Origin of the sequence: Ferrovibrio sp. (genome assembly GCF_029255545.1) — a bacterium.
Classification (GTDB): domain Bacteria; phylum Pseudomonadota; class Alphaproteobacteria; order Ferrovibrionales; family Ferrovibrionaceae; genus Ferrovibrio.
In genome coordinates, this window is the sequence record NZ_JANLJJ010000095.1 from 4,758 (window position 1) to 18,398 (window position 13,641).

Sequence of the window (13,641 nt, forward strand, 5' to 3'; positions counted from 1 at the left end):
ACAATGCTGGCCGCGTTGTGTCTGGCCGCGTTGTTGATTGCTTTGCAATCTCCTGATCTGCAACGCGTGACCATGACATTCGATGCGCTGCCCCCGTCCGAACGCTGGCTTGGTCACATGGGGCCCGTGGTGGCGACAGGCATCCTGCTCGCCGCGCTGCGGCTATGCGTCAAGCCAACCAGGAATGCTACCGCCGGCAATGTACCGCTCGGCTGGACGATGGCGATGAGCATGTTGGCCATTGCCATGGTGCTGGCCATGGCGGCGCTCGACATTTTCCCGCAGGAACCAGTCTGGACCGCGCATGCTGCGGCCCTGCCGGATGGTGCCGCGGTCCTGTTCCTGCTTGGCGCCGCCTGTGCGGCGAGAACCTATTATCCTTCCCGAGATATCGCGCCGCCGGCCCTGTTATTGGGCCAATGTTTCGTCCTGATCGGCGGCATCCTCGCCTCATTCACGCTGTGGCAGGCCAATCTTGCTTCCTCTTCGGACCGGCTGGTTCCGGCCCTTTCCCTGATTGCCTGCCTGGTCGCAACGTACATGATTGCGGGGCTGATCATGCTGGCTGTCCGCATCATCATTCAGCAGCGGGCGATGGCCGCGGCCCGCAGCGCGCTACAGTCCAGCAACGACCTGTTCGAAGCGGCCGCCCGCAGCAGCAAGCTCGGAATCTGGGACTGGAACCTGGCCAGCGGCGACCTGCTCATCGTTGCCAATTACCTGCAGGGCAATTCAGAGAGCACGCACCTCACCTCGCGGAGCACGATCGCCGCGTTCAATGCTCTGATCCACCCGGATGACGCCGCCCATGTCGCCCGGCGGGTCAATGAAAGCCTGCGCAGCGGCAAACCATATGAATGCGAGTTTCGCATTCGGCGCGATGACGGCCATTACATCTGGGTGCTCGCGCGGGCCGAAGCAACCCGCAATGCGGCCGGCCGGCCGTTGCGGATGATCGGAAGCATTGAGGACATCGACCAGATTCGGCGCCAGATGAACGAGCTGGAATGGCAGCGCCAGATGCTGGAGGAACAATCCGTCAAACTGGCCGAAACCGCCCAGGCCCTCACCTTGGCACGCGATGCCGCCGAGGCCTCGCATCGGGCCAAATCCAGTTTTCTGGCCATGATGAGCCACGAAATCCGCACGCCCATGAATGGTGTTCTGGGCATGCTGAGCCTGATCCAGCGCGATGAGCAGGATCCGGGGCTGAAGCGTTATGCCGAAGTGGCGCAGCAGTCGGCACGGGACCTGCTCGGGCTGATCGACGACATTCTCGATGTTTCCAAGCTCGAAGCCGGCAAGCTGCAGATCGAGGCTATCGACTTCGATTTGCGCCCGACCATCGAGAACGTGCTCGCACTGCTCACGCCGCGCGCCCGGGAAAACGGCAACCGGCTTCACCTCGATATTGCCCAAACCGTGCCGGAGCATATCATTGGCGACCCGATGCGGCTGCGTCAGATCCTGACGAACCTGATCGGCAATGCGATCAAGTTCACCGAAAATGGCGACGTTACCGTAACGATCACCGACACCGCCCTGCAGAACGGCGAGTTCATGATGCATTGCGCCATCCGAGATACCGGCATCGGCATCGCCACAGACCAGCAGGACAAGCTGTTCGAGCCCTTCACCCAGGCTGATGCCTCGATGACCCGGCGTTATGGCGGCACCGGCCTCGGTCTCACCATCTGCCGCCATCTGGTGCATCTGATGGGCGGCGAGATTGGCGTGATCAGCGCGCTCAATGCCGGATCGACCTTCTGGTTCACCATCCGCTGCCGCGAGGATATCGAACTGGCCGCCAGGCTGTCGGCCCGCGATCAACCCGTCCTGCCGGCGCCGGCATTACCACCGGCCAATGATGCCACAGGCGGCAACCAGCCGCGGAAACTCGATCAGGGCGTGGCCGATCTGCTGGAGCAGTTTGACAGGCTCGCCGGGCGGCCGCCGCGCGGCGACGGTGTTACCGGGCATTAACCAGCCGGTGCGATACTCGCCAGGTCTTGGGCGACTTGCGAGGTCTGGTCATGCTGCCGATCCATCCCGGCCTTCTGCTTGAGCGGGCCATTTCGGCCCGCGGTTCCGACCCCGAGCATTTTTACCGTGAAGCGCGCATGCCGCGGAAACTGCTGCATCTGGTCCTCAGCGGCCGGCGGCCGATTTCTTTTGGTCTTGCCCGCCGCCTGGGTCGGATTTTCGGCACTTCGCCCTGGGTCTGGATTGCGTTTCAGGAGCGGTTTGATAAAGCTCTCTGAATGACCGAGAGCATCGCCCCCCTGCCGCCCTTTCCCGCCTCACGCCCCCGTCGCCTGCGCCGCACCGACTGGAGCCGCCGTCTCGTTGCCGAGAACAGGCTCAGTGTCGACGATCTGATCTGGCCGGTCTTTGTCCATGACGGCGACAAGAACATCGCCATCCCATCCATGCCGGGGGTCGAGCGGCTCAGTATCGACAATGCCATAGCCGCCGCAAAGGAAGCTGAACAGTTGGGCATCCCGGCGATTGCCTTATTCCCGGCCACCGATCCGAAGCTGAAAACCGAGGACGGGCGCGAGGCCCATAATCCGGATAACGTGGTTTGCCGCACGGTCCGCGCCATCAAGGCCGCCACCACCAATCTGGGGGTGTTGTGCGATGTGGCGCTCGACCCCTACACCTCGCATGGCCATGATGGCCTGCTGAAGGACGGCCAGATTCTGAACGATGAAACCGTCGTCGCGCTGGTGCAGCAGGCCCTGGTGCAGGTGCGCGCCGGCTGCGACATCATTGCCCCGTCCGACATGATGGATGGCCGCATCGGCGCGATCCGCGAGGCGCTGGAGCGCGAAAAGCTGCAGCATGTGCAGCTGATGGCCTATGCGGCCAAATATGCCTCTGCCTTCTACGGTCCGTTCCGCGATGCCGTCGGCTCCGCCGTCAATCTGGGCCTGGGCGACAAGCGCACCTATCAGATGAACCCCGCCAACGGCGATGAGGCCCTGCGCGAAGTGGCGCTGGATATCGCCGAGGGTGCCGATATGGTCATGGTCAAGCCCGGCATGCCATATCTGGATATCTGCTGGCGCGTGAAGCAGGCTTTCCGGCTGCCGACCTATGCCTACCAGGTGTCTGGGGAGTACGCGATGCTGGCCGGCGCGGCAGAGCGCGGCTGGCTCGATCGCAGCCGCGTTGCCCATGAAAGCCTGCTGGCCTTCAAGCGGGCCGGCTGCGACGGCGTGCTGACCTATTTCGCCCGCGACATCGCACGCATGCTGGCCGAGAGCCGGCAGCCTTGAGCGGCTGCCGGCTTCGCGTCGGCTAGTATTTCTTGGTCTTGGTCGCCTCCAGCCGGGCCATCAGGCTGGACGTATCCCAGCGCTTTCCGCCCATCTGCTGCACTTCGGCATAGAACTGATCCACCAGCGCCGTTACCGGCAGGCTGGAGCCGTTGCGACGTGCTTCGGCCAGGCAGATGCCCAGATCCTTGCGCATCCAGTCGACGGCGAAGCCGTAATCGAACTTGCCTTCGATCATGGTCTTGTGGCGGTTGTCCATCTGCCAGGATTGGGCCGCGCCCTTCGAAATCACCTCGACCGCTTTCATGACGTCCAGGCCCGCCGCGCGACCGAAGGCCAGAGCCTCGGCAAGCCCCTGCACGACGCCGGCGATGCAGATCTGGTTCATCATTTTGGTCAGCTGGCCGCTGCCCGGACCGCCCAGCAGGTTCTGCATCTTGGCATAGGCCTGGATCACCGGCTTCACCTTGTCATAGTCAGCGGCATTACCGCCGCACATGATGGTGAGCTGGCCGTTTTCGGCGCCGGCCTGGCCACCGGAAACCGGGGCATCGACAAATCCGAACCCGGCCGCCTTCGCCTTGGCATACAACTCGCGCGCCACATCGGCCGAGGCCGTGGTGTGGTCGACAAAGATCGCTCCCTTGCCCATACCGGCAAGGGCACCGGTTTCCCCGTAAACCACGGACCGCAGATCGTCGTCATTCCCGACGCAGGCCATGACGAATTCGGCGCCGGCAGCGGCGGCCTTGGGGGTATCGGCTTTCTGGCCCTTATGCTGCGCGACCCAGCGGTCGGCCTTGTCGGTGGACCGGTTCCAGACCGTAACCGTATGGCCGGCTTTCACCAGATGCCCCGCCATCGGATAGCCCATCACGCCCAGACCGATAAAAGCCACCTTCGCCATCGTCTCCCCCTAAAAAACAAGATAAATGAAGCAGTTAAGGTTAACAGCCGGTGTATTTTACAGTCTGCACCAACCCTGACGTTGGGGCAATCGTTCGATTAACACTACTCCCGAGACTATTCCCGACCCACAAACAATTAGGGCTTGTGAATACGGGTCTTTTATGGTAAACAAAATCTGGAGTATCCATAATTGGCGTGGGAGAAGCCCATTATGCCGCTCGAAACCATCGGCAGTTACGCCGTGGCGGGCAGCAGCGGCGCGATAGCCCGCGGTGCCCGTACAGTAGATTCGAAATATTCGCCCTCTGCTGATGACCTTTCTGGTTTTTCGGCATTTCTGGCGCGTGACGACGACGCTGCGAACTCCGTCATCGCAATCCCCTCGCCGTCCCCAAATCTGGCCGCCTATCTCAGCCCCTTCATTCGCCTGGACCTAGTGACGCGTCTGGCCATTGTCGAGATTCGCAACAGCGACACCGGCGAAGTGCAGCAGCAATATCCCAGCCCGCGCGCGGTTCGCGAGTATCAGCAGAACCAGATTGACGCGTCCGAGCTGGCGGCCCTGACTGAAGAAGACGATTATCGCGCTGAGGCGCCGCAGACTCCGCAGGTCGTGACTTTTGGCACCCCCAAAGGCACAGGGACCATCAACACCGGGAACGCACTGCCAGTTGCAGAAGCCGCCCAGGCTGTTCCGGTGCCCGGCCTGCCTTCCGGCACGGCTCCCAGCGCGGCCCTCGCGGCATTCAGCAGTGTGCAGAATGCTCTGACTGGCAGTCGCCAGCTTGCGGTCGCCTGACCAGGCAGCCCGTTTTTTTTCATTCCTGCAAATACCCCGCGAATCTGTTAAGTCTCCTCGCGTGTTCATGCTGAGCGGGGATTGATGCGCTGGTTTGTCCGTATTTTTGCGGGCCTGCTTTTGCTGGCAGGCGCTGCAGCCGTGATCCTGTATATCGTCGCGCGCCTGTCGCTGCCCGGTCTCGATGGCACTATCAAGGTCGCGCAGCCCCTGGCGGGCCCGGTTGAAATCCTGCGCGATCGCCACGCCGTTGCCCATATCCGCGGCGCCAGCCGTATGGATGCCGCATTTGGCCTGGGTTATGCCCATGCGCAGGATCGTCTGTGGCAGATGGAAGTGCAGCGGCGCGTTGCGGCCGGGCGTCTGGCCGAGATTTTCGGTCGCCAGGCCCTCAATACCGACAAATTCATTCGTACCCTGGGCATCCGTCGCAAAGCCGTCACCGCTTTTGCCGCCCTGCTGCCAGAAACACAGGACTATTTGCAGGCCTATGCCAATGGCGTGAATGCATTCCTTGAAACGCGACCAGGCCCCCTGCCGCCGGAATTCCTGATTTTCGAAATCAGCCCGGAACCCTGGACCCCGGCGGATTCCCTGGGCTGGCTGAAAATGATGGCCTGGGATTTGGGCGGGAACTGGGGCAGCGAACTTGCCCGGCTGGGTTTGACGCGCCGCCTGAGCAAACAGCAGATCGAAGAATTCTATCCGCCCTATCCCGGCGACGGGCCGGTGGCGCTGGCCGACTTTACGGCGCTGTATCGTCAGGTTGCCTCTGCCATTGATGTCGATCGGCTGCAGCAGATGCTGCCGCCGCCCCGTCCCGAAGGGCTGGGCTCGAATAACTGGGTGGTGAATGGCAAGCGCACCGTCACTGGCCAGCCCCTGCTGGCCAACGATCCCCATCTTGGCCTGACCACGCCGGCCATATGGTATTTTGCTCATCTCGCATCACCCAGCGGAGAGGTGATCGGCGCAACGCTTCCCGGTGTGCCCGGCGTGATCCTCGGCCATAATGGCCGTGTCGCCTGGGGCTTTACCAATACTGGCCCCGATACCCAGGACCTCTACATCGAGAAAATCGATCCGGCCGATCCCGCCCGTTACATCACGCCCGAGGGCAGCGCACCTTTCGTTGTGCACGAAGAAACCATCAGGATCCGGGGCGGTGAAGCGATCAATCTGTCCGTGCGGGAAACCCGCCATGGCCCGGTCATCTCAGACGTACACGAAAGCTCCAAAAACCTGCTCGAACCGGGTTATGTGCTTGCTTTCTGCTGGACCGCGCTACGCGACAACGACACCACGGCCGATGCGCTGACCGGCGTCGATACAATTACTGACTGGCCAAGTTTCCTCGACAACTACCGGCGTTTTGTGACGCCACAGCAGAATATTGTTTATGCCGATCGCGAAGGAAATATCGGGTTCCTTGCTCCCGGCCTGGTTCCGATACGCAAGCGTGAAAACGACCTGAAAGGTCTGGCGCCCGCGCCGGGCTGGGATGCGCGCTATGACTGGGCGGGTTTCATCCCGTTCGAACAGCTGCCGCAAAGCTACAATCCGCCACAGGGCATGCTGGTAACGGCCAATCACAAGATCGTGCCTGACAGCTATCCGCATTTCATCACCTCGGAATGGGCGGAACCCTATCGGGCACGGCGCATCGAGAGCCTGATCAGAGAGCGCGCCATCCACTCGGTGGAAAGCTTCAAGCAGATTCAGGGCGACGCCGTCTCCTTGATGGCGGGGGAAATCCTGCCCTTGCTGCTTGCCGCGCCGCCAAAGGCTGAGCCGCGGAACCCAGAACTCTCAGTCGCCCATGCCATGCTGATGAATTGGGATGGGACGATGGCAATCAGCCGCGCCGAACCGCTGGTCTTTCAGGCCTGGTATCGCGAATTGACCCGATTGGTGCTCGCCGATGAGCTCGGCGAGGGCTTTGTGCCGTTGTGGCGGCATCGGCCGATCCTGATGAAAAACATTCTCAGCGATACGGCCGGCCAATCCAGATGGTGCGCCAATGTCGCAACCGGCGCAGCCACGCCATGCGCCGCTCTGGTTGCCGAGGCCCTTGACCTGGCCCTTGATGACCTCAAGGGGCGCTATGGGGCAGACCTCGGCCGCTGGCGCTGGGGCGAAGCCCATCAGACCAGAGCCCCGCATCGCCCGTTCAGCAACATTCCTCTGCTACGGCGGTTCTTCGAGGTTTCGATTCCCAGTCCCGGCGACACTTTTACGGTTAATGTCGGGCGCAACGATCTGGGCGACGACAAGGAGCCCTTCGCCAATCGGCATGCCGCGTCCTTGCGCGCAATATACGATCTGGCGGACCTCAATCGTTCCCAGTTCATGCATTCGACCGGCCAGTCCGGCCATCTGCTGTCGCCGAATTACCGTGATTTTGCCGCGCCATGGGCGGCGATCCAGTATATTCCGATGTCTCTGCGGCAGGCTGACATCGAGGCCGGCGCCCTGGGCCGGCTGCGGCTCCGCAACGAATAAATATCTATGTTTTTTCAATATTCTATTTACCCGCCGCATACGATAAAAAAGGCTCGGGTTGACGTGTTTCCGGCCGAATCGCCGGAACACGGGCATGGAGAGTTGAGATGCTGATTATCATCGGCTCGATCATTGGTCTGGGCTGCGTGCTTGGCGGCTATATGGCGATGGGCGGCAAGCTCGGGGTGCTGTGGCAGCCGTTCGAGCTGGTCATCATCGGTGGCGCGGGCGTCGGCGCCTTCGTGGTCGGCAATCCCAAGCCAGTCCTGAAATCCGGTCTCAATGGCTTCAAGCTCGCCTTCAAGGGCCCCCGTTACACAAAGGATGACTACCTCGAACTTCTGTCGATGATGTACAGCGTGTTCAAGCTGGCCAAGAGCAAGGGCATGCTGGCGCTTGAGCAGCACATCGAGAAACCCGAGGAAAGCAAACTTTTCACCCAGTTCCCCAAATTCATGGCCGATCACCATGCCATGGATTTTCTGTGCGACTATCTTCGCCTCATGACGCTGGGCAGCGAAAACCCGCATGAGATGGAATCGCTGATGGACATGGAGCTTGAGGTCCATCACCAGGAAGATCATCTCGCCCAGGCCGCCCTCACCGCATTCGGCGAAAGCTTTCCGGCGCTAGGCATCGTGGCCGCCGTGCTCGGCGTTATCAAAACCATGGGCTCGATCAGCGAACCGCCGGAAGTGCTGGGCAAGCTGATCGGCGGCGCTCTGGTCGGAACCTTCCTCGGCATTCTGCTGTCCTACGGCATCGTGTCGCCGATCGCGGCGGCCTGCAAGGCGACCCAGGAGCATGACCAGAAATACATGGCCTGCATGAAGGCCGGATTGCTGGCTCACCTGCAGGGCTATGCACCGGCGGTGTCGGTCGAGTTTGCACGCAAATCGCTGATGTCAAATGTGCGGCCGACCTTCTACGAGGTCGAGGAAGCAACCAGCAAAGTGCAGTCGGTTTGATGACGTTGGATAGCTGAACCATGGCAGCCAGCGACGGCGAACGCCCAATCATCGTCAAGAAGATCAAGAAGGCGGCGCATGGTCATCATGGCGGCGCCTGGAAGGTGGCTTATGCTGACTTCGTGACGGCGATGATGGCCTTCTTCCTGCTGCTGTGGCTGCTGAACGTGACCACCGACGAGCAGAAAAAAGGCGTGGCCGATTATTTCTCGCCCGCCTCGGTGAGCCGCAGCCTTTCTGGCGCCGGCGGTGTTCTGGGCGGCCGCACGATCCTTGAGGATGGCGGCAAGATTTCCAGCTTCGGCCTGCCGACCGTGATCGTTGGTCCCTCCTCGGAGAAAAGCGACCAGGAGGATCAACCGCAATACGACCAGAAATATCCCGATGCCCGCCAGCCGCCGCCGGCGGCCGGCACGCGCGGCGATCGTTTCCAGGACCCTTCGATGTCGCAGACCGGCACTGGTGAGCAGGCCCAGATTGGCGATGGCCAGCAGCAGCAATTCTCCGACCTGCAGCAGATCGACGCCGAGGCGGCGCGCGAACGGCTCGCCCAGGTTGAGGCGGAGAACTTCCGCGAGGTCGAGGAGCAGATTCGCCAGGCGATACAGGCCAACCCGCAGCTTTCCGAGTTGTCGAAGCAGATCGTGTTCGACAACACGCCGGAAGGCTTCCGCATCCAGCTGGTCGACGAGGAACAGTCTTCCATGTTCCCTTCAGGCAGCGCCGGCATGAATGAGAAGGCGCGGCGGCTGATGCAGCAGGTGGCCCAGGCCGTATCGAAATTGCCCAACAAGCTGGCGATCAGCGGCAATACCGACGCACAGCCCTTCCGTGGGCAGGGCGCTTATTCGAACTGGGAATTGTCGGCAGATCGCGCCAACGCGGCCCGGCGCGCCATGATCGAGGCCGGCGTTCCGGCGGAACGCATCCGCCAGGTCACCGGTAATGCCGATCAGGATCCTCTGATCAAGGATAACCCGCTTGATCCCCGCAATCGCCGTATCGCCATTCTTCTGCTGAGCGATGCGCAGAAACCTGCCGCCAATGGCGCGGCCCGCGGCACGCCGACACCGCAGGTCCCTGGCGCCCTGCGCCGGCCGCCGCCGCCGCCGCCGCCGCCGCCAGGGCTGTCTGGTCCCGGTCCGGCCAACGGCGCCATTCGCATCCTTCCAAGCCGCTGAGGCATCGTGTCAGAAGATCGCCCGTCGCAAGACCTGACGCCTGTCCCGGGCCTGATTCCTGCCGGCCTGCCTTATGACGATCCAGCCCTGTTTGCCGGGGTGACCGGCCGGCGTCTTTTGGCCTATGTCATCGATCTTTTCGTTCTCGGCGGAATCCTCATCCTCTACAAACTCATGCTGGGCTTTCTGTCGGTCCTCACCTTCGGATTGCTGACCCCGCTGCTGGTCCTGATCGGTGCCGCGGTTCCCGTGGCGTATCACACCCTCACCATCGGCGGTCCGGCTTCGGCCACATGGGGCATGCGGGTGTTCGGGCTGCAGGTCCGCGTCTGGAACGGCGGCAAACCGGGATACCTGCAGGCTCTGCTGCACACGGCGGCCTTTTACGTCACGGTGAGCTTCACCGGCGGCCTGATCCTGCTATGGGCATTGTTCAACAACCGGGGCCGTTGCTTGCATGACATCCTCTGCGGCACATTGGTGGTCCGGAGGACTTTGGGCGGGTGAAACGCAGAATTCCCCTCCCCAAGCCGGCTATTTATACTAAGCTTACTTCACCGCATCAGTTATGGACTGCGACGTGAAACATCGCTTGCAGATACCCTTAAGGCACTTTTTTGCCACGCCACCGACCCCCTGCCCGTATCTCCCGGGCCGGCTGGAGCGCAAGGTGGTGACTCTGCTTGCCGGTGAAGATCCCGATGGCCTGCATAATGCCCTCAGCCAGGCCGGTTTCCGTCGCAGCCAGGATCTGGCCTATCGACCGGCCTGCGAGAACTGCAATGCCTGCGTTCCCGTCCGCGTCCCGGTCGCCGATTTCGTGCCATCTGCGACACAGCGAAAAATCCTCAGGCGGAACCAGGGCATCCTTGCCCGTCGCCTGCCGGCCTATGCCACCAGGGAGCATTATCACGTCTTCCGCCGCTACGTGACCGCGCGCCATGATGGCGGTGGCATGGCGGATATGGAATTCGCCGACTATCGCGCCATGGTCGAAGACAGCCCGGTGCGTAGCGGGTTGTCGGAATTCCGGTGTGCTGACGGCCGCCTGTTCGGCATCTGCCTGATCGACGAGATGAGTGACGGCGTCTCGCTGGTCTACAGCTTCTTCGATCCGGAATTTGAGCGGCGCAGCCCGGGCAGCTTCATCATTCTCTGGCATATCAGCAATGCCCTCGATTTGGGGCAGCCCTATGTCTATCTGGGCTACTGGATCGCCGAGAGCCGCAAAATGGCCTACAAGAGCCAGTTCCAGCCGCTCGAAGCCCTGAACCCGGAAGGCTGGCGCCTCCTGGACCCCTCGGCGCCGCTCCAGGCCCAGCCGATCCCCGCTACCCCGGTCATTCCGGCCTAAGTCGAAGCCCCTATTTCTTGCCTCCGGTATTGCCGGAGGGTATTTTCCCGCACCGTATACGGATTCTCCGTATGCATCTTTAGTGCGCCCGGTCACCCAGATGCCGGCCACAAAGCACTCTAGGGAGACATAAACATATGCTTCGACGTAAGTTTCTGAAGGGCGCCGCCATTGCCGGCGCCGGCACCATTGGCTCAGCGGCCAGCTTCCCGGCCCCGGCGATCGCCCAGAGCATGCCGGAAGTCAAATGGCGCGTTGCCTCCAGCTTCCCGAAAAGCCTGGACACCATCTATGGCGGCGCCGAGGTGATCGCCAAGCGGGTCGCCGAGCTTACCGACAACAAGTTCCAGATCCGCGTTTTCGCCGGCGGCGAAATCGTTCCGGGCCTGCAGGTCCTCGATGCCGTGCAGAATGGTACTGTCGAGGCCGGGCACACCGTCAGCTACTACTACATCGGCAAGGATCCGACCTTTGCCTTTGATGCGGCCATTCCCTTCGGCCTGAACTCCCGCCAGCAGAATTCCTGGATGCAGTTCGGCGGCGGCATGCAGCTGATGCGTGAGTTCTTCAAGGACTACAACATTGTCCAGTTCCCGGCCGGCAACACCGGCACCCAGATGGGCGGCTGGTTCCGCAAGGAGATCAAGACCGTCGAGGACCTGAAGGGCCTGAAGTTCCGCATCGGCGGCTTCGCCGGCCAGGTGCTGCAGAAGCTCGGCACCGTGCCGCAGCAGATCGCTGGCGGCGACATCTATCCGGCGCTGGAAAAGGGCACCATCGACGCCGCCGAATGGGTCGGCCCCTATGACGACGAGAAGCTCGGCTTCAACAAGGTCGCCAAGTACTACTACTATCCCGGCTGGTGGGAAGGCGGCCCGCAGGTCTCGTTCTATACCAACCAGCAGCAGTGGCAGGCCCTGCCGAAGGCTTATCAGGCGGCGATCGAAGCGGCCTGCGCCGACTCCACGCTCTGGATGATGGCCAAGTACGACTCCCAGAACACCGTTGCGCTGCGCAAGCTGGTTGCCGGTGGCACCCAGCTACGCCCCTTCCCGCGCCCGGTGATGGAAGCCTGCTTCGATGCCGCCAACGAGCTCTTCGCCGAGACCGCGGCTTCGAATGCCAAGTTCAAGAAGGTGTTCGACAACTGGGTGAAATACCGCGACGAGCAGCTGCTGTGGTGGCGGGTTGCCGAAGGCACCTACGACAGCTTCATGGCGGCTGCCAGCCAGCGCAAGAAGAAGGCCCCCGCCAAGAAGGGTTAATCCACGCCTTCAAATATCCGTGTACTGCGTATTGAAAAGCCCCGTTCAGGCGGGGCTTTTCTTTATCTGCGTTGTTCCGGCAGGCTCAATCCCGTAATCTCCCGCCAACGTTCATCTCAGCACGAGTCTGCGAGAGCGTTCGGCATCGGGCCGCAGAGTCCGGCCCGTCAGCCGAAAACATAGACAGGGAGATAACAAATATGCAGCGACGTAAGTTCCTTAAAGGCGCCGCCCTGGCGGGCGCCGGCAGCATCGGTGTTGCCGCCAGCTTCCCGGCCCCGGCCATTGCCCAGGGCATGCCGGAAATCAAATGGCGTATGGCATCCAGCTTCCCCAAGAGCCTGGACACCATCTTTGGCGCCGGCGAAGTGGTGGCCAAACGGGTTGAGGCCGCTACGGATGGCAAGTTCCAGATCCGCGTTTTCGCCGGCGGCGAGATCGTCCCGGGTCTGCAGGTGCTGGATGCGGTCCAGGCCGGCACGGTCGAATGCGGCCATACCGCGAACTACTACTACATCGGCAAGGACCCGACCTTCGCCTTCGACACCGCGGTGCCGTTCGGTCTGAATGGCCGCCAGCAGAACGCCTGGATGTACCATGGTGGCGGTCGCCAGCTGATGAACGAGTTCTTCAAGGACTATAACTGCCACGCCATCCCGGCCGGCAACACCGGCGCCCAGATGGGCGGCTGGTTCCGTAAGGAAATCAAGACCGTCCAGGACCTCAATGGCCTGAAGATGCGTATCGGCGGCTTCGCCGGCCAGGTGCTCACCCGCCTTGGCCTGGTTCCGCAGCAGATCGCTGGCGGCGACATCTATCCGGCGCTGGAAAAGGGCACCATCGACGCCGCCGAATGGGTCGGCCCCTATGACGACGAGAAGCTCGGCTTCAACAAGGTCGCCAAGTACTACTACTATCCCGGCTGGTGGGAAGGTGGCCCGCAGCTCTCCGTGATGGTCAATCTCGAGCAATGGAACAAGCTGCCGAAGGCTTACCAGAATGTGCTGGAAGCGGCCTGCGCCGAAGCCAATGTCTGGATGGTCGCCAAATACGACGCCCAGAACCCGGCAGCCCTGCGCAAGCTGCTTTCCGGCGGCACCCAGCTCCGCGCCTTCCCGCGCCCGGTGATGGAAGCCGCCCTGGCCGCCGCGAACGAGCTCTACGCGGAAACCGCCGCGAAGAACGCCAAGTTCAAGAAGGTCTATGACAGTTGGGTCAAGTTCCGCGACGAGCAGGTTCTGTGGTGGCGGATTGCGGAAAACACCTTCGACAACTTCATGATCGCCGGGTCGCAGAAGAAAAAGGCGCCCGCGAAGAAGGGCTAAGGCTCAATCGGAAAGGCCCCGCAAGGGGCCTTTCTTTTGATCCAGACGTAAAAAAAT

12 protein-coding genes are annotated in these 13,641 nt (G+C 61.9%); 11 read left to right on the top strand and 1 reads right to left on the bottom strand.

Annotated elements, in window-relative coordinates:
• The 3 genes from Q1J79_RS18930 to hemB all read left to right on the top strand — a co-directional run.
• A partial coding sequence (locus tag Q1J79_RS18930) for an ATP-binding protein (protein ID WP_300303545.1) occupies positions 1-1,983 on the top strand: 1,983 nt, incomplete at its 5' end.
• Between the two features lie 50 nt (positions 1,984-2,033).
• Entirely contained in the window at positions 2,034-2,261 is a 228-nt protein-coding gene (locus tag Q1J79_RS18935; RefSeq protein WP_300303548.1) for an addiction module antidote protein, HigA family, read from the top strand.
• Positions 2,262-3,281: a porphobilinogen synthase gene (hemB, locus tag Q1J79_RS18940; protein WP_300303551.1), complete on the top strand. Its 1,020-nt coding sequence runs from the start codon at positions 2,262-2,264 to the stop codon at positions 3,279-3,281. It abuts the gene before it with no gap.
• 22 nt (positions 3,282-3,303) lie between these two features.
• On the opposite strand, the gene Q1J79_RS18945 is transcribed toward hemB, so the two are convergent.
• The gene (locus tag Q1J79_RS18945) at positions 3,304-4,188 is read right to left on the bottom strand and encodes an NAD(P)-dependent oxidoreductase (RefSeq protein WP_300303554.1); all 885 of its coding nucleotides are present in this window, start codon (positions 4,186-4,188) and stop codon (positions 3,304-3,306) included.
• A 213-nt stretch (positions 4,189-4,401) separates the two neighbouring features.
• Between Q1J79_RS18945 and Q1J79_RS18950 the strand changes: the two genes are divergently transcribed.
• The 8 genes from Q1J79_RS18950 to Q1J79_RS18985 all read left to right on the top strand — a co-directional run bounded on the left by Q1J79_RS18950 (position 4,402) and on the right by Q1J79_RS18985 (position 13,584).
• Complete coding sequence (locus tag Q1J79_RS18950; RefSeq protein ID WP_300303557.1) at positions 4,402-4,989, top strand: hypothetical protein; 588 nt, start codon at positions 4,402-4,404, stop codon at positions 4,987-4,989.
• Between the two features lie 84 nt (positions 4,990-5,073).
• On the top strand, positions 5,074-7,491 hold the full coding sequence (locus tag Q1J79_RS18955; RefSeq protein ID WP_300303560.1) for a penicillin acylase family protein: 2,418 nt from the start codon (positions 5,074-5,076) through the stop codon (positions 7,489-7,491).
• 107 nt (positions 7,492-7,598) lie between these two features.
• On the top strand, positions 7,599-8,459 hold the full coding sequence (gene motA, locus Q1J79_RS18960) for a flagellar motor stator protein MotA (protein WP_300303563.1): 861 nt from the start codon (positions 7,599-7,601) through the stop codon (positions 8,457-8,459).
• A gap of 20 nt (positions 8,460-8,479) precedes the next feature.
• Positions 8,480-9,640 (top strand): flagellar motor protein MotB, encoded by a 1,161-nt coding sequence (locus tag Q1J79_RS18965; protein WP_300303566.1) that lies wholly within the window; start codon positions 8,480-8,482, stop codon positions 9,638-9,640.
• Between the two features lie 99 nt (positions 9,641-9,739).
• Complete coding sequence (locus Q1J79_RS18970) at positions 9,740-10,147, top strand: RDD family protein (protein WP_300303569.1); 408 nt, start codon at positions 9,740-9,742, stop codon at positions 10,145-10,147.
• 61 nt (positions 10,148-10,208) lie between these two features.
• Positions 10,209-10,994 carry an arginyltransferase gene (locus Q1J79_RS18975; protein WP_300303572.1) on the top strand — a complete coding sequence of 262 codons (786 nt, stop codon included), beginning with the start codon at positions 10,209-10,211 and terminating at the stop codon, positions 10,992-10,994.
• 137 nt (positions 10,995-11,131) lie between these two features.
• Positions 11,132-12,259: a TRAP transporter substrate-binding protein gene (locus Q1J79_RS18980; protein WP_300303575.1), complete on the top strand. Its 1,128-nt coding sequence runs from the start codon at positions 11,132-11,134 to the stop codon at positions 12,257-12,259.
• 200 nt (positions 12,260-12,459) lie between these two features.
• A complete protein-coding gene (locus tag Q1J79_RS18985; RefSeq protein WP_300303576.1) occupies positions 12,460-13,584 on the top strand; it encodes a TRAP transporter substrate-binding protein in 1,125 nt (374 codons plus the stop codon).
• The last annotated feature ends 57 nt before the right edge of the window (positions 13,585-13,641 follow it).